19 protein-coding genes and 1 riboswitch are annotated in these 20,777 nt (G+C 67.4%); of the genes, 8 read left to right on the top strand and 11 right to left on the bottom strand.

Going from position 1 to position 20,777, the window contains the following annotated elements; genetic code table 11:
- Positions 1-2 precede the first annotated feature (2 nt).
- The gene (locus Tchar_RS00700) at positions 3-1,244 is read left to right on the top strand and encodes a JmjC domain-containing protein (protein WP_144327172.1); all 1,242 of its coding nucleotides are present in this window, start codon (positions 3-5) and stop codon (positions 1,242-1,244) included.
- Between the two features lie 292 nt (positions 1,245-1,536).
- Positions 1,537-1,794 carry a hypothetical protein gene (locus tag Tchar_RS00695; RefSeq protein ID WP_144327171.1) on the top strand — a complete coding sequence of 86 codons (258 nt, stop codon included), beginning with the start codon at positions 1,537-1,539 and terminating at the stop codon, positions 1,792-1,794.
- A gap of 424 nt (positions 1,795-2,218) precedes the next feature.
- On the opposite strand, the gene Tchar_RS00690 is transcribed toward Tchar_RS00695, so the two are convergent.
- The 3 genes from Tchar_RS00690 to argA all read right to left on the bottom strand — a co-directional run bounded on the left by Tchar_RS00690 (position 2,219) and on the right by argA (position 4,359).
- Entirely contained in the window at positions 2,219-2,500 is a 282-nt protein-coding gene (locus Tchar_RS00690) for a HepT-like ribonuclease domain-containing protein (protein WP_328592022.1), read from the bottom strand.
- Positions 2,501-2,595: 95 nt separating this feature from the next.
- Complete coding sequence (locus Tchar_RS00685; RefSeq protein ID WP_144327200.1) at positions 2,596-2,886, bottom strand: nucleotidyltransferase family protein; 291 nt, start codon at positions 2,884-2,886, stop codon at positions 2,596-2,598.
- A 123-nt stretch (positions 2,887-3,009) separates the two neighbouring features.
- Positions 3,010-4,359, bottom strand: a complete 1,350-nt coding sequence (argA, locus tag Tchar_RS00680; RefSeq protein ID WP_144327170.1) for an amino-acid N-acetyltransferase — start codon at positions 4,357-4,359, stop codon at positions 3,010-3,012.
- A 74-nt stretch (positions 4,360-4,433) separates the two neighbouring features.
- Here argA and hrpA point away from each other — a divergent pair, with 74 nt between their 5' ends.
- Entirely contained in the window at positions 4,434-8,486 is a 4,053-nt protein-coding gene (gene hrpA / locus Tchar_RS00675) for an ATP-dependent RNA helicase HrpA (protein ID WP_144327169.1), read from the top strand.
- Positions 8,487-8,607: 121 nt separating this feature from the next.
- On the opposite strand, the gene Tchar_RS00670 is transcribed toward hrpA, so the two are convergent.
- Genes Tchar_RS00670 through lptF form a run of 4 tightly spaced genes read right to left on the bottom strand, consistent with a single transcriptional unit; the run spans position 8,608 to position 13,019 of the window.
- Positions 8,608-9,810, bottom strand: coding sequence for a pyridoxal phosphate-dependent aminotransferase (locus Tchar_RS00670; RefSeq protein WP_144327168.1), 1,203 nt, complete (start codon positions 9,808-9,810; stop codon positions 8,608-8,610).
- 20 nt (positions 9,811-9,830) lie between these two features.
- Positions 9,831-10,775 carry a CysB family HTH-type transcriptional regulator gene (locus Tchar_RS00665; protein WP_144327167.1) on the bottom strand — a complete coding sequence of 315 codons (945 nt, stop codon included), beginning with the start codon at positions 10,773-10,775 and terminating at the stop codon, positions 9,831-9,833.
- Between the two features lie 22 nt (positions 10,776-10,797).
- Positions 10,798-11,907 (bottom strand): LPS export ABC transporter permease LptG, encoded by a 1,110-nt coding sequence (gene lptG, locus Tchar_RS00660; protein ID WP_144327199.1) that lies wholly within the window; start codon positions 11,905-11,907, stop codon positions 10,798-10,800.
- Positions 11,904-13,019 carry an LPS export ABC transporter permease LptF gene (gene lptF, locus Tchar_RS00655; RefSeq protein WP_144327166.1) on the bottom strand — a complete coding sequence of 372 codons (1,116 nt, stop codon included), beginning with the start codon at positions 13,017-13,019 and terminating at the stop codon, positions 11,904-11,906. The genes lptG and lptF overlap by 4 nt, the downstream gene beginning before the upstream one ends.
- A 30-nt stretch (positions 13,020-13,049) precedes the next feature.
- Here lptF and Tchar_RS00650 point away from each other — a divergent pair, with 30 nt between their 5' ends.
- From Tchar_RS00650 to Tchar_RS00635, 4 genes are all read left to right on the top strand, one after another.
- Positions 13,050-14,558: a leucyl aminopeptidase gene (locus tag Tchar_RS00650; RefSeq protein WP_144327165.1), complete on the top strand. Its 1,509-nt coding sequence runs from the start codon at positions 13,050-13,052 to the stop codon at positions 14,556-14,558.
- Positions 14,559-14,572: 14 nt separating this feature from the next.
- Positions 14,573-15,049: a DNA polymerase III subunit chi gene (locus Tchar_RS00645; RefSeq protein WP_144327164.1), complete on the top strand. Its 477-nt coding sequence runs from the start codon at positions 14,573-14,575 to the stop codon at positions 15,047-15,049.
- The gene (locus Tchar_RS00640; RefSeq protein ID WP_144327163.1) at positions 15,046-15,546 is read left to right on the top strand and encodes a hypothetical protein; all 501 of its coding nucleotides are present in this window, start codon (positions 15,046-15,048) and stop codon (positions 15,544-15,546) included. Before Tchar_RS00645 ends, Tchar_RS00640 begins: the two co-directional genes overlap by 4 nt.
- Before the next feature lie 241 nt (positions 15,547-15,787).
- Complete coding sequence (locus Tchar_RS00635; RefSeq protein WP_144327198.1) at positions 15,788-16,966, top strand: branched-chain amino acid ABC transporter substrate-binding protein; 1,179 nt, start codon at positions 15,788-15,790, stop codon at positions 16,964-16,966.
- Between the two features lie 221 nt (positions 16,967-17,187).
- Here Tchar_RS00635 and Tchar_RS00630 read toward each other — a convergent pair whose 3' ends face one another.
- Positions 17,188-17,580, bottom strand: coding sequence for an SWIB/MDM2 domain-containing protein (locus tag Tchar_RS00630; RefSeq protein WP_408033517.1), 393 nt, complete (start codon positions 17,578-17,580; stop codon positions 17,188-17,190).
- Between the two features lie 310 nt (positions 17,581-17,890).
- Between Tchar_RS00630 and rraA the strand changes: the two genes are divergently transcribed.
- On the top strand, positions 17,891-18,394 hold the full coding sequence (rraA, locus tag Tchar_RS00625; protein WP_144327161.1) for a ribonuclease E activity regulator RraA: 504 nt from the start codon (positions 17,891-17,893) through the stop codon (positions 18,392-18,394).
- Here rraA and Tchar_RS00620 read toward each other — a convergent pair.
- From Tchar_RS00620 to Tchar_RS00610, 3 genes are all read right to left on the bottom strand, one after another.
- Positions 18,373-19,185, bottom strand: a complete 813-nt coding sequence (locus tag Tchar_RS00620) for a sulfite exporter TauE/SafE family protein (RefSeq protein WP_144327160.1) — start codon at positions 19,183-19,185, stop codon at positions 18,373-18,375. The genes rraA and Tchar_RS00620 overlap by 22 nt on opposite strands.
- A 539-nt stretch (positions 19,186-19,724) precedes the next feature.
- Positions 19,725-20,090 (bottom strand): cell division protein ZapA, encoded by a 366-nt coding sequence (locus tag Tchar_RS00615; RefSeq protein ID WP_144327197.1) that lies wholly within the window; start codon positions 20,088-20,090, stop codon positions 19,725-19,727.
- Positions 20,091-20,101: 11 nt separating this feature from the next.
- A complete protein-coding gene (locus tag Tchar_RS00610) occupies positions 20,102-20,314 on the bottom strand; it encodes a DUF904 domain-containing protein (protein WP_144327159.1) in 213 nt (70 codons plus the stop codon).
- 165 nt (positions 20,315-20,479) lie between these two features.
- Positions 20,480-20,724, top strand: a riboswitch (cobalamin riboswitch).
- Positions 20,725-20,777 lie beyond the last annotated feature (53 nt).

Raw genomic sequence — 20,777 nt, 5'->3', positions numbered from 1 at the left:
CCATGAACGACGCAACCCGTGTCACACCGCCAGCCGCAGCCACCAGTGCGGCTGGGCAACCCCATACCGCCGATGCGTCGGCGCAAGCCATCGCGCCCGATGTCCCCACCCCGCTGCTGGGCGGCTTGAGCCCGCGCCAGTTCATGCGGCGGCATTGGCAACGCCGTCCGCTGCTGATTCGGCAGGCACTGCCGGGTTTCGTGGCGCCGCTGGATCGCGCCGCATTGGTGGCCTTGGCGGCACGGGACGATGTCGAGTCGCGCGTCGTCGAGCAGGATCCGGCAGCCACCGACCCGGCACAGACTTGGCGGCTGCGGCATGGTCCGTTCGACCCGGCAGCTCGGCGTGGCGCGCGGGCGCTGCCTGCGCGCACACGTCCGGGCTGGACGTTGCTGGTGCAAGGGGTGGACCTGCATGACGACCGGGTGCATGCCTTGATGCAGCGCTTTCGCTTCGTGCCGGACGTGCGGCTGGACGATGTGATGATTTCGTGGGCCAGCGACGGCGGCGGCGTCGGTCCGCACTACGACAGCTACGACGTTTTTCTCCTGCAAGCGCAGGGGCGGCGGCGTTGGCGTATCGGACGCCAGAAGGATCTGCGCCTGCGCCCGGAGTTGCCATGCAAGATCCTGCAGCACTTCGAGCCGCAGCAGGAGTGGGTGCTGGAGCCGGGTGACATGCTGTATCTGCCTCCGCGCTGGGCGCACGAGGGTGTGGCGGTGGGTGGGGAGTGCATCACGATCTCGATCGGCTTTCGTGTGCCCCAGCGGGGTGCCCTGGCGGCCGAGCTGGTGCAGCGCCTGGCCGATGAGTGGGAGGACGACGTGCTCTACCGGGACGCGGGACAAGAGGCAACCGCTCACCCGGCGCGCGTACCCGCGGCGCTGCAGGCGTTTGCACGCGAGAGCGTGGCTCGGTTGCTGGCCGATGGCGCGGCGCTGCACTGCGCCCTGGGCGAGGTGCTAACCGAACCCAAGCCGCATGTCTGGTTCGAACCCCCCAGTGAACCCTGGACGCACGGTGCGCTGGTGCTGGACCGCCGTACCCGTATGGCCTACGACGATGAGTATATTTTTATCAATGGCGAAGCGCTGCGCGCGAGTGGACGGGATGCCGCCCTGATGCGACGGTTGGCCGACGCGCGAGCATTGAGCGCTGCCGAGGTGCGCCGAGCCAGCGCGGCGGCGCGCCGCGTTTTACGCCAGTGGTACGACGACGGCTGGCTGCATCGCAGCAATGACTAAAACGCCCGCCGCACGACCGTTGGTGTGACCCGATGACGCTGCCGGTGGCGCTACGCCGGGTGCGCCTGCACGGTGCTGCCGACGCTCACGGCGACGGGCACCGTTGGCGATGTTCGTGGGGTCGGATTGGGGTAAACCCTGTTTTTTGCGTACAATTGAGATAGTGGTCGTGCTCGGCCGGCTCGGTCGGTGCATGATGCTCGTTTGTTGCAGGAGGCCGGAGAAAGCGACAAACGCGTAACACGGTTTTCCGGCATTGTCCAACCCCACCTACCCTTCACCGATAACAATGATGAAACAGACCACGTTTATTGCTGCGCTCCTTGCCGCTGCCGCGCTGACCGCTTGCGGCAAGAAGGAAGAACCCGCGCCTGCCGCTGCGCCGGCGCCCGCTCCGGCCGCCGCGCCGGCCGAGCAGGCGCAGCAACCGGCGCAGCCGGCCGCGGCCGACCAAGCCCAGCCTGGCGCCACTGGCCAAGCGCAACCGGCGGCGGCCGATCAGGCCCAACAGCCCGCTGGTGAGCAAAAGCCCGCCGAACAGAAGCAGTGATGCTGGGCGCCACCGGGCAGCCCGCTCATCGGTACTGCGCGGTGGTTACTGCTCGCTGGCGTAAGCCACTGGCAAAACCGCCCCATGCGTGGGGCGGTTTTTTTTGCTGACGCCCACCCGGCATTCGCAGCGCTGGCCGCTGTCCGTGTCGTCTTTCTCGGGGACGGCCGGGGCCGGGCATACACCACGCACGTCCATTCGGGCGCACGCCGGGCGCGCCCCCGTCGCCGCCCGCTGTGGGCCGTGCCGGCTTGAGCCGAGCTGTTTGACCAGCACTTGGCTGCGCCGTCCCAGTTGTATTTGCGCTTGCGCGCTTGGCCCCTCCGGATACCGGCGAATGTCTGTGGGCTCGAGTTTGGCTAGCAGCCAGACGAGGCGCTCGCGGTCATATCCCTGTCGATAGGAGCAGGAGAACGATGCCGCTCTACATCGCCGAGCCGGGGTCGATGTCTGGCGCTGTGCCGGGGATTGCCCGTATCTGCTGGCACAGCCGAGGCAAATCGTGTTGAATGGTCTTCCAGACGATGACCAAGTCGACTTGATCGTAGCCATGCGAGACGCGATTGCGCATCGTGTACAGAGCCTGCCAAGGTATGTGGGCGTTTTGCGCGGCAAATACGGGATCTGCACGCTGAAGTTTGTTGGCAGCCTCACCTATGATCTCGAAGTTGCGCAGCACGGCGTCCTGCACGAGTTCACTGCTCAGGAAGGTCGCCTCATCCAGACTGGCCGTGTAGCGCTCGATACGCTCGATGGCCTTGAGAATGTGACCGAGGTAGTCCAGGACGCGCAGCGCCTTGGTTATATCGGGACGGCCTCAGCGATGACCTGAAGGCGAAAAGAGTCGGGCAACGCGCCGGGCGTCAGCACATCAACCCGCACCCCGAGCAGACGTTCCAGTTCCACCTGAATCGCCGCCACGTCCATCAGCGTCGTCTGCGGTGTTGGGTCGATGAGGATATCGAGGTCGCTGTCGTCAGCATCCTGGCCGCGCACGACAGAGCCAAAGACCCGCGCGTTGCGGGCGCGGTGGGATTCGACCACACGCCGGATCGTGGCGCGATGAGCCGCCAAGGCTTCGGAGGGTTTCACGGTATTTTCGCCTACACACGCAATATCCATCATAGTAGAAAAGCGGTGTGCCGAGCAACTGACCGTCCATGAAGCACACGTCGGACACGCCTGCCGCGCCGTCCGCAGCAGCCGCCAGCAGCCTCAGCCGAGCCGTTTGACCAGCACTTGGCTGCGCCGGTCCCAGTTGTATTTGCGCTTGCGCGCTTCGGGTAGCCAGTCGGGCGACACCGGGGTGAAGCCCCGCTTGATGAACCAGTGCATCGTGCGCGTGGTCAGCACGAACAGGCTCTGCAGTCCCATCAGACGCGCGCGCTGCTCGATGCGCTTGAGCAGCCGCTCGCCATCGCCTTGGCCCTGTGCGTGGGGGGAGACGGTCAGCGAGGCCAGCTCGCCGGTGTGCGCCTCGGGGTAGGGGTAGAGCGCGGCGCAACCAAAAATCACACCGTCGTGCTCGATGATGGTGTAGTTGGCGATATCGCGTTCGATTTCGGTGCGGCTGCGTTTGACCAAGGTACCGTCTTTTTCGTAGGGCTCGATCAGTTGCAAGATGCCGCCAACGTCGTCCGGCGTGGCTTCGCGCAGGTTTTCCAGCTTTTCATCCACCACCATCGTGCCGATACCGTCGTGCACATAGATCTCCAGCAGCAACGAGCCATCCACCGCGAACGGGATGATGTGGCTGCGACCGACCCCGCCTTTGCAGGCGCGCACACAATATTGCAAATAAAACGCCGGTTCGGTGGGTTGGGCCGGCGGTGGCGCGGCGGCCAGGATGCGCTCGGCGTCCGCCAGCGAGAGTTCGGTGTCGATCGGGTTGTCCTCGCCGGGTGGGTCGAACGGGCGCGTGCGAATACCCGGCACTTCGGTCACGAACACCAGCTTGTCGGCGCGCAGGGCCACGGCGACGCTGGTGGCCACTTCTTCCATGCTCAGATTGAAGGCTTCGCCCGTGGGGGAAAAGCCAAACGGCGACAACAGCACCAACGCCCCCATGTCCAGCGCGCGCTGAATGCCCGCCACATCGACCTTGCGCACCACGCCCGAGTGCTGAAAGTCGATTCCATCGACGATGCCCACCGGACGCGCGGTGATGAAGTTGCCCGAGATCACGCGTACCGTGGCGCCGGCCATTGGCGTGTTGGGCAGCCCCATGCTGAAGGCGGCTTCGATTTCGAACCGCAGCTGGCCGGCGGCTTCCTGGGCGCAGTCGAGCGTGATCGGGTCGGTGATGCGCACGCCGTTGTGAAAGCGCGCAACATGGCCTTTGGCGCGCAGTTGTTCATCGACTTGGGGGCGAAACCCATGCACCAGCACGATGCGCACCCCCATGCTCTGAATCAACGCTAGGTCCTGCACCAGGTTGGGCAGCTTGCCGGCGGCAATGGCCTCGCCCGGAATGCCCACCACGAAGGTCTGATGGCGAAATTTGTGGATGTACGGTGCCACGGCGCGAAACCACGGCACGAAGGTGAAATTGAAGACGGTGGACATCGGCGGCAGGCTTGGCTGGCGAGGTGGGCAAGGGCGCAGCGGTACCGCCGCTGCGGCGGGATAATCGCGCCCTCATGTCACAGAACGAAGTGTGCCATCAGCCGGCGCCACCGCCGGTGATCGAATTTCCCGAGGCCTTGCCGGTGTCGGCGCGGCGCGCCGATATCGAGGCCGCACTGCGCGCCCATCCGGTCATCATCGTCTGTGGTGAAACGGGTTCGGGCAAGACCACGCAGCTGCCCAAAATCGCGCTGGCCATGGGGCGCGGCGGCGGCCCGCACTGGCCGCCGGGGCCGGGGCGGCGGCGCCCCTTGATCGGCCACACCCAGCCGCGTCGCTTGGCCGCCACCGCGGTGGCGGCGCGGTTGGCCGAAGAAACGCAGACCCCGCTGGGTGAACTGGTCGGCTACCAGATTCGTTTTCATGACCGGGTGCAGCCCGGTGCCGCCATCAAGCTGATGACGGACGGCATATTGCTGGCGCAGACGCAGCGCGATCCTCTGCTGCGTGCCTACGACACCCTGATCATCGACGAGGCGCACGAGCGCAGCCTCAACATCGACTTTTTGTTGGGGTATCTGAAGCAGCTGCTGCCGCGCCGGCCGGATCTGAAAGTCATCATCACCTCGGCCACGATGGATGCCCAGCGCTTTGCCGAGCACTTTGCCAGCGCTGCCGGGCCGGCGCCGATCATCGAAGTCAGCGGCCGCACCTACCCGGTGGAGGTGCGCTGGCGCCCGTTCGAGGAAAGCCGCGACTACGGCTTGAACGAGGCGATGGCCGATGCCGTCGACGAGCTGTGGCGCGGCGGTGCGCACGACGGCGATATTTTGGTTTTCTTGCCCGGCGAGCGCGAAATCCGCGAAGCCGCCGATCACCTGCGCCGTCATCTGGCGCCACAACCCGCCTTGCGTGACACCGAGGTGCTGCCGCTGTACGCCCGGCTGAGCGCCACCGAGCAAAACCGCATTTTTCACCCCAGCGGGCGGCGGCGCATCGTGCTGGCCACCAACGTGGCCGAGACGTCGCTGACCGTGCCCGGCATTCGCTACGTCATCGATTCGGGCTTGGCGCGCATCAAACGCTACAGCCTGCGCAGCAAGGTCGAGCAGCTGCTGGTGGAGCCGATCAGCCAGGCAGCGGCCAATCAGCGCGCCGGGCGCTGCGGGCGGGTGGCCGAGGGGATCTGCATTCGCCTGTATGACGAGCGCGACTTTGCCGCTCGCCCACGCTACACCGACCCCGAAATCCTGCGTTCATCGCTGGCCGGGGTGATTCTGCGCATGAAGGCGCTGGGACTGGGCGATGTGGAGGCGTTCCCGTTCGTCGATCCGCCGTCGCGGCGTGCCGTCACCGACGGTGTGCAGCTGCTGCAAGAGCTGGGCGCGCTGGATGCACAAGGGGAGTTGACCGCGGTGGGGCGGGAGTTGGCGCGCCTGCCGCTCGATCCGCGCGTGGGGCGCATGATCGTGGCCGCGCGCGACCGCGGCGCCTTGGCCGAGGTGCTGGTGATCGCCAGTGCCCTGAGCGTGCAAGACGTGCGCGAGCGGCCGCTGGAGGCGCAGGCCAAGGCCGATCAGGCGCACGCCGCCTTCGACGACGAGCGCAGCGAATTCGTCGGCTTGCTCAAGCTGTGGGATTGGCTGGAAAAGGCGCGCGGCGGCGTGCACGCGCCCGGCGAGCCGCCGACGCACCGCCTGTCGCAGCGGCAGTATGAGGCGCTGCTGCGCGAGCGCTACATCCACGTCAAGCGCGTGCGTGAGTGGCGCGACATTCACCAACAACTGCACACGGTGGCCGCCGAGCACGGCTGGAAGCCCAACACGCAGCCGGCCAGCTACGAGCAAATCCACCTGAGCCTGCTGGCTGGGCTGCTGGGGCATGTGGGCTGCAAGCACGACACGGACGACGTCTATCTGGGCGCGCGCGGCATCAAATTCGTACCGCACCCGGGGGCACGCTTGAAAAAACGCCCCGGCCGCTGGGTGGTGTGCGCGGAGCTGGTGGAGACCTCGCGCCTGTTCGGCCGCGGCCTGGCCACCATCGAGCCGGCTTGGATCGAGCAGGTCGGCGCGCATCTGATCAAGCGCCAAGTGGGCGACCCGCATTGGGAAAAGCGCAGCGCCGAGGTGGTGGCCTACGAGCGAGGCACGCTCTATGGCTTGACGGTGTATAGCCAGCGGCGCGTCGCGTACGCACGCATCGACCCGGCCGCAGCGCGCGAGATCTTCATCCGCGAGGCGCTGGTGGCCGGCCTCACCGAAGACACCTGGGACACCCGGCTGCCCTTTTGGAACCACAACCGGCGCGTGCTGCGCGAGGTGCAGGCGTTGGAGCACAAGGCGCGCCGCCAAGACGTGCTGGTGGACGAAGCGCTGATTTACGCATTTTACGACCGTCAGATTCCGGCCGACGTCTGCGATGGGCGGTCGCTGGAGCGTTGGTGGCGCGAGGCGGTGCGCACGCAGCCGGGTCTGCTGATGCTCAGCCGTGAAGAACTGATGCGGCACGAGGCCGCCGGCATCACCACCGACGCCTACCCGCCGCTGTTGCGCGTGGGTGGCGTGGATTGCCGCGTCAGCTACCACCACGAGCCGGGCGATGCGCGCGACGGCGTCACCGTCGAGGTGCCGCTGTTTGCGCTCAACCAGGTCTCGGCGCAGCGTGCCGAATGGCTGGTCCCTGGCCTGCTGCGCGAAAAAGTCCACGCCTTGCTCAAAAGCCTGCCGCAGAAGCCGCGTGCGCGCTTGGTGCCGTTGCCGGAGACGGCGCAGGCGATTGCCGATGCGCTGCGTGCGCCCGAGCGCTGGGCCCAGGGCGACCTGCTCGATGCGGTGCTGGCAGCGGTGCGCGAGCGCACCGGCTTGCCGGTGCAGCGCACCGATTTCAAGCTCGAGACCTTGCCGGCGCATCTGCGCATGAACTTTCGCCTCGTCGATGAACACGGGCGACAGCTGGCCATGGGGCGCGATCTGGCCGCGCTTAAAGCGGCCTGGGGCGCGCAGGCGCGCGGGGCGTTTCAGGCGCTGGCGGCGCTGCGTGCCGCGCCAGCGCAGGCCAGCGACGCGCCAGCCGCCGCTGCGGGTTCTGGCGCTGCTGCTCGCCCGCCGGTCGCCGCCGCTGGCCGGGCTGCCGGCCCAGTGACGGCTGCCGGCGGCGGGGCAGGTCACGCGCCCGCGCCGCATCGCCCGGCGCCTGTGGCGCCACAGGGGAGGGCCAGCGCCGCCGCACCGGCCAGCGCAGCGGCAGACGGCGGCGCGGCCGTCCTCGACGCCAGTACGCGCCACACGCGCTGGGACTTTGGGGCCTGGCCGGAGCTGATGGAAATTCGCCAGGGGCGGCAGACCCTGTTCGGTTACCCGGCCTTGCGGGATGCGGGTGACGCCGTGACGGTGACGGTGTTCGATGAACCCGAGGAGGCGCTGCGCGTGCATCGCCAAGGCTTGCGCCGGCTGTTCGCCTTGCAGCTGCGCGACACCCTCAAAGGTTTGGAGCGCAGTTTGAGCGACTTGCAGCGTGCGGCGGTGCTGTTCATGCCACTGGGTACGCTGGAGGAATTGCGCGGCCAGGTGCTCGATTTGGCACTGGAGCGCGCCTATTTGACCGAGCCTTGGCCGCGCGATGCCGACGCATTCGCCCAGCGGCTGCACGAAGGCCGCCAGCGCCTGGGGCTGATCGCGCAGGAAGTGGCGCGCCAGGCCGCCACCATCGTGACCGAATGGGCCGCGGCGCAGCGCAAGCTGCGCGACGCCAAGGCGCCGGCGGCCACCGTGGCCGACGAGCAGCAGCACCTGCAGCGCTTGCTGGGCAAGCGCTTCGTACTCGACATTCCCTGGGCGCAACAGGCTCACCTGCCGCGTTATTTGAAGGCAGTGCAGCTGCGGCTGGACAAGGCGCGCACCGACCCCGCACGCGACGCTGCACGGCTGGCCGAACTACAGCCACACGAGCAGCGTCTGTGGCGCCTAGTGGCGCAGCGCAAAGGACAGTGGGATGAGCGCTTGGCGAGCCTGCGTTGGATGTTGGAGGAGCTGCGCGTGAGCTTTTTCGCGCAAGAACTGCGCACCCCCTACCCGGTCAGCCTCAAGCGGCTGGAGAAAGCCTGGGCGCAGATCGACGCGGCCTGAGCTTGGCGGCTTGGGCAGCGGCAGCGTTGCGCACAGCGCCCACACGGCCCAGCGCGCCGCGCCCATCGGTGTGTCGTCGCTCGGCGCGTGGCGTGGCCCGTGGTGCGCGCCGTGCTCGCCACTACAGGGCGCCGAGGCGCTGCAGCGCTGCCTGCAGCGTCTCGTCACGCTTGGCAAAGCAGAAGCGAATGCGCTGCTGCTCGGTGGGACTGCCGTAAAACGCCGACAGTGGAATCGCGGCCACGCCGATTTCGCGCGTGAGCCACTCGCAAAACGCGGCCTCGGGCAAGGTGCGCTCGGGCACGGCCAAGCCGCCGTAGTCCACGCACTGAAAGTACGTGCCTTCGCATGGCAGCAGGCGAAAGCGGGTGCGCGCCAAGCCAGCCCGGAAGCGGTCGCGCTTGGCCTGATAAAAAGACGACAGCGTTTGGTACGGGGCCGGGTCGGCCATATACGCGGCCAGACCATACTGCATCGGCGTGTTGACGGTGAAGACGTTGAACTGGTGCACCTTGCGAAACTCGGCCATCAGCGCCGCCGGCGCCACCGCGTAACCCACCTTCCAGCCGGTGACGTGGTACGTCTTGCCAAAGCTGCTGACGACCACGCTGCGCGCGGCGATGGCCGGGTGCGCCAGCGCGCTGTGGTGCGGCTGGCCGTCGTACACCATGTGCTCATACACCTCATCGCTGATGACGACCACATCGCTGCCAGCCAACGCGTCGGCCAAACCGTGCCAGTCGTCGGCGCGCCAGACGGTGCCGCTGGGGTTGTGCGGCGTGTTGACCACGAGGCCGCGCGTGCGCGGCGTCAGCGCCGCAGCGATCCGGTCGATATCCGGGCGCAGGGTCTGTGGATCGAGGGCCACCCGCACCACCCGCGCGCCGGCCAATTCGATGTTGGGCACGTAGCTGTCGTAACACGGCTCCAGAACGATCACCTCGTCGCCTGGCTGCACCAGGGCCAGGATGGCCGTGAAGATGGCCTGGGTGGCGCCTGCGGTGACGGTGATCTCGCGATCGGGGTCGCAGGTACGCCCGTACAGTGTCGCGATTTTGGCCGCAATGGCGGCGCGCAGGGCCGGCACGCCGGCCATGGGTGGGTATTGATTGTGCCCGCCGAGCATGGCTGCGCTGACCGCTTGCACCAGCCGTTGGTCGCAATCGAAGTCGGGGAAGCCCTGGCCCAGGTTGACGGCGTCGCACGCCTGCGCCAAGGCCGACATGACGCTAAAAATCGTCGTGCCGACGGTGGGCAGACGGCTGCGGGGCTGCGGCGTGCCGCCGCTGTCGGATGGGGTTGTATGGGTCGATGTCGCTGGCATGGCAACGTTGTAGGGTGACACTACATCTGATAATCCTGGCCGCCGCCTTCCATGGTGCGCAGGATCAGCTCGCGCGTGAGCCGTTCGCTCAAAAACTCGGCAAAGCGCAGCACGAACTGGCGCAGGTAGGCTCCGCGCTTGAAGGCCACGCGCGCCACGTTGTGCCCGAACAGATGGCCGGCCGGGCGCGCCACCAGGTCGGGGCTGCGCTCATCGCCTTGCACCGCCATTTCGGCCACGATGCCCACGCCCATGCCCAGCCGCACATAGGTCTTGATGACGTCGGAGTCGATGGCCTCCAGCACGATCTGCGGCGTCAGGCCACGCTGCGCAAAGGCTTGATCGATGCGGGTGCGCCCGGTGAACGTCGGGTGGTAGGTGATGAGCGGATACGCCGCCAGATCCTCCAGCGTGATGCGCTCGCGCGCCAGCAGCGGATGGCCAGGCGGCAGTACCAAGGCGTGCTGCCAGTCGTAACAGGGCAGTGTCACCAGGTCCGGGTATTGGGTCAGCGACTCGGTGGCGATGCCGATGTCGGCCACATCCTCCAATACCCAACGCGCCACCTGGTCGGGCGCGCCTTGGTGCAGGCTGACCGTGACCTTCGGGTACGTTTGCCGCAGCCGCGCCACCGGCGCTGGCAGCACATAGCGCGCCTGCGTGTGCGTGGTGGCGATGGACAGCGTGCCGCTGTCTTGCGCCGCGTATTCCTGCCCGATGCGCTTGAGGTTTTGCACCTCGCGCAAAATGATGTCGATGCAGCGCACCACCTCGCGGCCCGGCTCCGTCAGGCGCTTGATGCGCTTGCCGTGGCGCGCGAAGATGTCGACGCCGAGTTCGTCTTCGAGCTCCAGGATGGCTTTGGAGACGCCCGGCTGCGAGGTGTGCAGCGCCTTGGCTGCTTCGGTGAGGTTGAGGTTGCGGCGCACCGCCTCCTGAACGAAACGAAATTGATGCAGGTTCATGGCGGAGAATCGGTGGGGGGATTCAGCGGCGCAGCACGCGCCAGGCAAAAGCCGCCAAAGAGGCCGCCCAATACAGGGCCGACGGGGCGGCCGCAGCCACCCACGGCATCCAGCCCTGCAAGAGGCCAATGTGGCCGAAGATGGCGTTGAGCAGCACGAAGCTGACGCCGATCAAAATGCCGACGAATACATAGGCCGACATGCCGCGCTCGCGCAGGTGCAAATAGGCAAAGGGCAGTGCCAGGGTGACCATCACGATGCAACTGAGCGGGTAAAACAGCTTGCGCCAGAACTCGATTTCGTAGCGCTGGGCGGCCTGGTCGTTGGCTTGCAGGTGCCGGACGTACTGCCACAGCTCCAGCGTGCGCATGCGCTCGGGCTTGAGCAGCGCCACATGCAGCATATCCAGCGTCAGCGTCGTCGGCCAGTCCCAGTGCGGCAGATGTTGCGGCAGCAGCCGCTCGGCGTCGCCGACATCGAGCCGCTGCACCTCGTGCAGCCGCCACAACCCGGCGCGCGCATCGATATCGCCGCGCGCCGCCTGCACGGTGGCGCGGATGCGACCGTCGGCGCTGAATTCGAACAAGCGCACGCCACGCAGCGATCCGTCGGGTTCGACCGCGCGCACGTTCACCGCCGTCAGGGTCTGGGTGTCGCGCTCGCGCAGCCATGCGCCCGTGTGGCCGATGCTCAGGGCGCCGCGATACTCGGCTTTGAGCAGTTGCGCTTGGCGGGTGGCCGTCGGTGCGACATAGTCGCCGACGACGAAGGTCAGCAGCGCAAACAGCGCGCCCAGCCCCAGCACCAGGCGCAGCGCGCGCCACGGCCCCAGGCCACTGATGCGCAAAATGGTGAACTCCGACCCCTGTGCCAGCCGCGCCAGCGCATAGACCGTGCCAATCAGGACCGCAAACGGCATCAGCTCGTACAGACGTGCCGGCAGCGTCAGCGCAACGAACAGCAGCGCCTCACTCCACCCGTAGCGGTGGTCCGGGCGCAGCAGTGACGGGCGGCCGAGCGCGCGCAGTTCGTCGATCAGATCGAAGAAGGCAAACAGCGCCAGAAAGCCGAGCAGCACGAGCAGCACGGCCCCCAGCACCTCGCCATAGAGCAGGCGGCGCACCGTTTTCATGCCGACTCCCGTGCGGGTGTGGCCCGCCAGCGGCGCAGCCGATCCGGCCATGGATGCTCGCGGTGTAACAACCACAGCGCCGTCAGCAGGGCCACGCTGCCGTGCAAGGCCAACAATAGCACACTAGCGTCGATGCGCCCGTTGGCAATCCAGGCGCGGCTTGCGCCCAACATATTGTGATACGTGATGAACGCCAACAGCATGAAGAGCTGAGCGCCGCTGCGGCCGGCGCGTGGCCGAGCCGAGGAAACCGCCACTGCCAGCCCCACCAGGTTGACGGCCGCCAGCACCATGCCGATGCGCCAGCTCAGCTCGGCGAGGCTGGCTGGCGCCGGATCGTGCCACAGACTCCAGGTCGAGCGCGCACCCAAGCGCAGCGCCTCGTCGGCGGTCGGTTCGGCATCGCGCAGCCGCACCCAGTGCTGCTCGAATCGGCTCCATTGCCACTCGATCACGCCGTCGCGCATGCCACGCCACAGGCGCTCGCCACTTTCCAGCACCAGGTAGAGCACGCCATCCTGGGTATGCAGACGCGCCCGTTGCGCCGAGACGACACTCTCGCCGCCGTCGGGCTCGTGGCTGGCGACGAACACATTGCGGCCATCGTTCGCATTGACCGCCTGCCGGTCGATGAAGAGCACGCGCCGCCCGTCGCGTGACTCCTGGAATTGCCCCGGTGTGACGCGCTGCAGATCGCCCCGCTGTTCGTAGCGGGTGCGCAGCGCGTCGCGCTGCCCTTGCGCCCAGGGGCCGACGACGGTGGTCAACGCCGCAATGGCCAGCCACATGGGCCAGGCAAAGCGTGCCACCGGTGCCAGCAGGCGTGTCAAGGCCACGCCGCTGCTGTGCCAAATCACCATTTCACTGTCGCGGTACCAGCGCGACAAGGTGCCGACCACGGCGGCAAACAAGGCCATGGTCAGCACCAAGTCGAGCGACCCCAGAATGCCGTACGTCATGAACAGCGCCAGGGCCTGCGGATCGACTTCGCCACGGCTGGCCTGCCCCAGCGTGCGCACCAAGGTGATGGTGATGACGACCGTGAGCATGACCACCAGCGCGGCACCAAAGCTGCGGCCCAGTTCGCGACGAAGCGAGGTTTCGAATAACATCGACGGCAACCACTGACGATGGGCTGCATTATGGACGTTGAACTTCGAACGCTGAGCGTGCACGATGCCGCGTCGCAGGACGCTGACGCGCTGATGCTGTTGTGGACCGACGCCGCCGACCAGGCAGACGCCGCCGTGGCCGATCCGCTGACGCTGTGGGCACGGCAAGCACTCACCGAAGGTGACCTGGGCGCCGAGCCGGGCCAGTGGGTGGCGGCGTACCGTCTGCCAGGGGCGCGCGCGCGCCGTTTGGTGCTGGTGCGCTGCGGCGACGGCAGTGCGCGGCGGGTGCGGCAGGCGGTGACGGCGGCGTGGGGTGCGCTGAAGGCGGGCGGCCCCGTGGGCACGTTGCTGTTGCATCTGGGGGCGCTGCCGCCGGCCGCCGTCACCGCGGCGGTGCTGGCCATTGCACACGCCAGCTATCGCTACGTGACCACGCTTACCCAGGGCAAGCCGCGCAGCCTGCGCCGCGTCACATTGGGGGTGGCCGACGCCGCATCGGTGCAGCAGGCGTTCGACGAGGCGGTGGCCATCGTACACGGTCAGGAGCTGGCGCGCGAGTGGGCCAACCGTCCCGCCAACCACGCCACGCCCACCGATTTGGCCGACGCCGCGCTGGCGCTGCGCCGCGACGGTATCGAGGTGGACGTGCTCGGGCCCAAAGAGGTGACCAAGCTCGGTATGGGCGCTTTGCTCGCCGTGGCCCAGGGGTCGGCGCAGCCGCTGCGCTTGATCGTGCTGCAGTACCGGGGCGCGGGCAAGCGCGCCGCACCGCTGGCGTTGGTGGGCAAGGGCATCACGTTCGACACGGGCGGCATTTCGCTCAAGCCTGCTGCCGACATGGACGAGATGAAGTTCGACATGAGTGGCGCGGCCAGCGTGCTGGGGACGTTTGCGGCGCTGGCACGCCTGCGCCCGACGCTCAATGTGGTGGGCCTGATCCCGGCCTGCGAGAACATGCCGGGGGGACGCGCCATCAAACCGGGCGACGTGGTGCGCAGCTTGAGTGGCCAGACGATCGAGATCCTCAACACCGACGCGGAAGGGCGGCTGATTCTGTGCGACACGCTCACCTACGCGCGGCAGCGCTTTCAACCGCGCGCCATCGTCGATGTCGCCACCCTCACCGGCGCCTGCGTGATCGCGCTCGGGCATGTGCGCTCGGGGCTGTTCGCCAACGACGATGCCTTGGCGCAGTCACTGCTGCAGGCTGGCGAAGCAGTGTCCGATCCGTGCTGGCGAATGCCCCTGGACGATGACTACGGCGAGGCGCTGAAATCGAACTTTGCCGACGTGGCCAACGTCGGTGGGCGCGCGGCCGGGGCGGTCACGGCCGCCAAGTTTTTGCAGCGCTTCGTGGGCGACACCCCGTGGGCCCATCTGGACATCGCTGGTACCGCATGGACCAGTGGCAAGGACAAGGGGGCGACCGGACGACCAGTGCCGCTGCTGGTGCGCTTTCTGATGCAGCAAGCCAGCGAAGGCAGCGATCGTCCAGCCCCGGCGCGCAAACGCCGTGCGGCGGCGCGGTCGTCCTGAACCCGGGGCCTGCGATGCAGGTGGCGTTCCATCTCAATGTGCCTGCGGCCTGGCCGGCGCGCAGCCGGTATCTGTGCCGGTTGCTGGCCAAGGCCTACGCCGCCCGCGCGCGCGTTTGGGTAGTGGTCTCGCCAGACGAAGCCTCACCTTTGGATGAGGCGCTGTGGACGGTGCTGGCCGACGATTTCGTGCCGCATGTGCGCGTGGGCGGCGGGCCTGAGCTGTTGGTGCGGCATTCGCCCATCGTCATCGCCACCGCCCAGGATGCGGTGGTGGGGCCGCGCCAAGTGTTGGTCAATGCCCAGCCGGAGTGGCTGCCCGTGTTGGATGCGGCCGCGCCACCATTTGCGCGTGTCATCGATGTCGTAACCACCGATGAAGCCGACAAACAGGCGGCGCGGCAGCGCTGGCGGCGCTTTCAGGGCATGGGTCTGCAGCCCGTGGCCCACGACCGGGCCGCGCGCGCGGCGGTCGAGGGAGGAGGGACATGAGTCCAACGGGGCGCGTCCCCCCTGCGGTCGTGCCCACGCTGACCGACGTGGTGCAGGCGGGTCCCGAGCCGTCTACAGTGGCGACGCCGTCGCGCGCCCCAGCGAGTTCGGCGACTGCGCACGCCAGTGGGGCTCAGGCGGCCTCCTCGGGGTCCGGGGCCGATACGACCGCCCAACCCGCGGCCGTGTGGTCGGGCCGGCACACCGTCGGCCCTGCCGCGTCCTCGCCGCGCGTCGTGTCTGCCAGCGCTGGGGTCGACGACCCGAGCGATGGGTCGGTGCCCCCGGACCGGGTCGAGCAGGTGCTGGATGCCTTGCTCACCACCTTGGAGCCGCGCGTGGCGGCCGTGCTGGACGCTTGGTGGTTGCGCCAGCGCGCTGCCTTGGCGGCCGACCTCAGCGATACCTTGCGCGACGCACTGGCGCGCGACATTCAGGCCGTGTTGGCGCACAACGGCGCCGACGCACCGACCCGAGATCCGCCACGGGTGCCGTGACTGGCGTGTGTGCGAGACATCGGCGGGCGCATCGGGGTGCGGCCTCTGATCGATCCGGCTGCGGGCACCGTTTCATCGGGCCGTGATCCGTATCGATTAGGGACAACCCTAGGTCGATCGGAAAACGCCGTCAGGGTTCCGTAAAGGGACATTTTTTTCGTGTATCGTAAAGCCCTGCGCGAAAAATCCGTGTTGCGCAAACCATCGTAACGTTCATTCCAGACGAAGGGTCATCATGCACATGCACCTCAAACTCGCCATCGTGGCGGCCGCCGCTCTCGCCGTGGCGGCCTGCGGCAAGAAAGAAGAAACACAACCAGCAGCCACCACGCAGGGGCCGGCGGTCGAGACCCTGGTGGTCAAGATCGGCCACGTTGGCCCCACCAGCGGCCCGATCGCGCACTTGGGCAAGGACAATGAAAACGGCGCCCGCATGGCCATCGAGGAGCTCAATGCCGCCGGCATCCAGCTCGAAGGCAAGCCGGTGAAGTTCGAGCTGCTGGCCGAAGACGATGCGGCCGACCCGAAGCAGGGCACCGCCGCGGCGCAGAAGCTGGTCGACGCCAAGGTGCACGGTGTGATCGGGCACCTCAACTCGGGCACCACCATTCCGGCCTCGCAGTTGTACAACGCTGCCGGTATTCCGCAGATTTCGCCCTCGGCCACGAACCCGAAATACACCCGTCAGGGCTTCAATAATGTGTTCCGCGTCGTGGCCGACGACACGCACCTGGGTGGCACGCTGGGCAAATACGCGGTCGAGAAGCTGGGCGCCAAAAAGGTGGCGGTGATCGACGACCGCACCGCCTATGGCCAAGGCGTGGCCGACGAGTTCGAGAAGGGTGTCAAGGCCGCCGGTGGCGAAGTCGTCGATCGTGAGTTCACCAACGACAAAGCCACCGATTTCAATGCGATTCTCACCAAGATCAAAGCCAAGAAGCCCGATGTGGTGTTCTTTGGTGGTATGGACGCGGTGGCCGGGCCGATGCTCAAGCAGATGAAGCAACTGGGCATCAACGCCAAGTTCATGGGCGGGGACGGCATTTGCACCAGCGAATTGCCCAAGCTGGCTGGCGACGGTATGGCCGACGAGCAGGTCTACTGCGCCGAGGCCGGCGGTGTCGAAGGCGAACAAAAGGCGGCGATGGAGAAGTTCCGCGCCGACTTCAAGGCGAAGTTCGGTACCGATGTGCAGGTCTATGCACCGTATGTGTACGATGCCGTGCACGTGATGGTCAAGGCGATGCAAAACGCCAATTCGCCCGATCCGGCCAAGTACCTACCGGCGCTCAAGGCGATCAGCTACAAGGGTGTCACCGGTCTGATCGAGTTCGACGAAAAGGGCGACATCAAGAACGGTGCGCTGACGCTGTATACCTACAAGGGTGGCCAGCGGTCCGAAATCGCGGTCATCCGCTGATCCAGCCCGACGCGTTGATTCAAACCCCGCTGCGGCGGGGTTTTTTGTGTCTGTGGACCGCCAAAAAAACACCCCGCCGTCCAAGGCGGGGTGCGACAGCGGCGCTTGAGTGGCTGACGCCGATGGGCTGGCTGAGCAGTGTCCCATCGGGGTGAACGGCAACCGCGGCGCCATCTAGACGATGGCGGGCTCGGCGCCTCTGCCCGCCTCGGCTGCGCTCATCACGACAGGTGGGCGCTGATGATCTTGGTCATCTCGAACATCGACACCTGGGGCTTTTTCAACACGGCTTTGAGCTTGGCGTCGGCGTTGATCATGCGCTTGTTGGTGGCGTCCTGCAGTTTGTTCTTTTTGATGTACTCCCACACCTTTTTCGTCACCTCGGTGCGCGGCAGCGGCTTGGCGCCGACGATGGCGGCCAGTTCGGCGCTGGGCGTCATCGGCTTCATGAAGGCCGCGTTCGGGGTACGTTTGGGCGCCGCAGCGGCCGGGGCAGCAGACTTGGTCGTCTTGGCCGCAGGCGCGGCTTTGGCAGTGGCAGCTTTTTTTGCAGTGGCCATGGAATCGTCCTTTGGTTGGTTGCAAGCTCGCCACGGAGCGCCGTGCGCTCGCATGGTTGGGCAGCATCGTAACCCCAAAGCGCGGCTTTTTCCAGATGGCCGCAGGGGGTTTGGGGCAGAGCGCGGGTTTTCCCGGTCCCGTGGGCTCGGCAGCGTTGCGCGCGGCCGACAGTGGCCGCGTTTGGCGCACGGGCCGGCGTCGGCGGCATGGCAAGGGGTGGTGGGTGCGCATCATCTATCATCGGTGCCCAGTCGGGAGCGCGCGACCGGGCGTGACCCCTTGCTCGGTTGTGCGAAGGCCGGGTTGGGGTGGCTGCCGTGGTGCCTAACCCGGGGCGTGTACGACCTTTGGAGCCCACATGACATGAACTTGGCTTTTTCGACCTGCGATTTGTGTGACGCCCACAAGGGCGACGACAGCGGTGCGGTGCGCGTGTTGCCGCCGGTGTGGCGTTCGTTCGGCGGGCGCACGTACTTTGCCGGTCCGGTGAGCACGGTCAAGTGTCACGAGGACAATACGCTCGTCAAGGCGGCGCTGGATGAGCCCGGCCAGGGACGGGTGCTGGTGGTCGACGGTGGTGCCTCGTTGCGCCGCGCGCTCGTCGGCGGTAATTTGGCTGCGGCCGCCGCACGCAACGGCTGGGTCGGTATCGTGGTCGATGGCTGTGTGCGCGACGTGGCCGAGTTGGCGGCCGCCGAGGTGGGCATTTTGGCGCTGGCGGCCATGCCGCTGCCGACCGAAAAACGCGGCCAAGGGCAGCGTGACGTCAGCGTGCAGATTCAGGGAGTGTGGGTGCGCCCGGGCGATTGGTTATACGCCGACGCCGACGGCGTCCTGGTGGCGGCTCAGCCGCTCCATGCCCGGTAAATCATCGCCGCGGCCACCCAGAGCAAGGCCACGGCGAATACGCGCTTGAGGGTGGGCACGGGCAGCGCGTGCGCGGCGCGCACGCCCAGCGGCGCGGCTAGTACGCTGGTGCTGGCTACCGCCACCAAAGCCGGTAGATAGACATAGCCCAGCGAGCCGGCGGGGCGGCCCGCCACGTCGGCGCCGGCCCAGATGTAGCCGACCACATTGGCCAGCGCGATCGGAAAACCCAGTGCGGCGCTGGTGGCCACTGCCTGGTGCATCGCCACGTTGCACCACGTCATGAACGGCACACTCAGAAAGCCGCCGCCCGCCCCAACCAGCCCGGACGCGAACCCGATGACGCTGCCGGCGCCGACCAGCCCGGCGGTGCCGGGCAGGGTGCGCGTCGGCGCCACTGGCCGCGCGCGCAGCATCTGCAAAGCGGTGAACCCGATGAACGCGCCGAACAGCAGCGCCAGCCAGCGGCCTTGCAAAATCCGAAACACCCCCGCACTGGCCAGCGCGGCTCCCAGGACGATGCCAGGGGTCAGGCGCGCCACCAAATCCCAGCGCACGCCGCCGCGGCGGTGGTGCGCACGCACGCTGGCGATCGAGGTAAAGACGATCGTCGCCATCGAGGTGGCAATGGCCATCTTGACGGCGAGGTCGGGGACGACGCCGCGGGCGTCGAGCACGAAGGTGATGACGGGCACCAGCATCATGCCGCCGCCGATGCCGAGCAACCCAGCCAAGAAGCCGGTGATGAGGCCGATGCCGGCCAATTCGATGAACAGCAGGGGATCGAGCATGATGGAACGATGCCAGCGAGCGGACGTGGCGCAACACACGGCGCGGTCGCTGTCGGTGCAGGCCGGGCTGTCAACCACGCCACGCCGACCCAACATCGGCAGCAAGGCCTGGGCGTGCGGTCGAGGCAGCGCCACGGACGCCGCCTCGACAGCGCGTGCAACGCCCGACGCCGAAAGCAAAACGCACGATGTCGAGGGGCGGCGTCGAAGTGTGATGAGGGTGTCTGCCAAGCCGCCGAGCCGGCATCCTGAACGCGGGGGTTCAGGTGGGCGAGGGCAGCACAGCTTCGGGTTCGTCTGACGCGAGACGATCACGCCCACTGCGCGATGTACCAAGCCCGAGCTCTATGAGCATTGGTTCAAGGAATATAAAGCCCGACGATTGGCAGACGGCTTCATTGTACGCCCGAAAATTCGCGGCGACTCGACTGTGCGATCGGTGTGTCGAGGCGCGGCTGACGTTGCCGCCGCGCGCGCTGCCGCTGCGCACCTGGCCGGTCAACCTCGGCCGATGCCTCGGTGCACCCTCCCATCGGGCGTCAAAGCAAACGGTCATCGGCGGCCAGCGCCGCGTCGATGCGGGCAATCAAGGTGCGCAGTTTGTCCTCGGCGGCGGCGGGCAGCCCGGCCCCCGTACCGTCCGCCGCAACGCCGTCGCTGCCGTCGGGGGTGCCAAAGGAAGAGTTGCGAAAGACCAACGCCGGGTCGCGTTGGGAGGCCTCGAAGGCCACGTTGAGCGCGGCCAGCACCGCGATGCGATCGCGTGCCTTGACCTTGCCGGCGTCACGGATGCGGCACATCGCGGCGTCCACTTTGGCCGCCGCCTCGCGCAACGCCTCCTCGCCGTCCACCGGGCAGGCCAGCAGGTAGGTCTGGCTCATGATTTGCACCTCGACCTGTTTGATCGCGGGCTTGTTCATGGGGCGTCCTCCGCGGCGGTGTCCAGGCGTTCGATGAGGGCGTCGAGCCGCTGGCGTGCCTGCTGACATTGGGCCAGCAGCTGGTCGCGTTCCCGCCTCAGGCGCGCCACCTCGGCTTGCAGCAGCGCCTGGGTGCGCAGCAACTCTTCGTGCCGCAGCAGCAGCCGCTCGACTCGCTGGGCCAGTTGTTCGATGATTGCCGGCGTCATGGATGGCCGATTGTAGGCCCTGGTGAGCCGTGCGTAACGGGTCGTCGTGCCTGGCTGACGACGCGGCTTGGAGTGATGGGACGCCCGCCACGCACCGCGGGCGATCACGGCCCAGTGGCTGGGCGGTCGGGGGTAGCGATCGTGCGGGCGCAGCAGGCGGCCTCATTACAATGACATGGCGTTGGTGCTCGCGGCGTACGTTCTGTGCATCGCAGTTAAACGGGAAGCTGGGGGGCTGGGTGCCGCGCGCACTCGGCCTAACCAGCGCTGCCCCCGCAACGGTAAGTGGACGGGCGGCCCTCGGGTCGCCCCGCTTTCGCCCACCTCGCCACTGAAGGCATTCAGCCTTTGGGAAGGCGGCGAAGGTCGCTTCCATCAGCCCGGATACCGGCCAACGGGGTGGTCTCGCGCTGTGCGTGAGGCCGTAGTGCCCAGTCACTGTCGGGGAAGGCAGTGAGGGTAA

It is taken from the genome of Tepidimonas charontis, from assembly GCF_007556685.1.
Taxonomy (GTDB): domain Bacteria; phylum Pseudomonadota; class Gammaproteobacteria; order Burkholderiales; family Burkholderiaceae_C; genus Tepidimonas; species Tepidimonas charontis.
The sequence above is the reverse complement of the archived record's forward strand: the minus strand, read 5'-3'. Positions and strand labels throughout refer to the sequence as shown.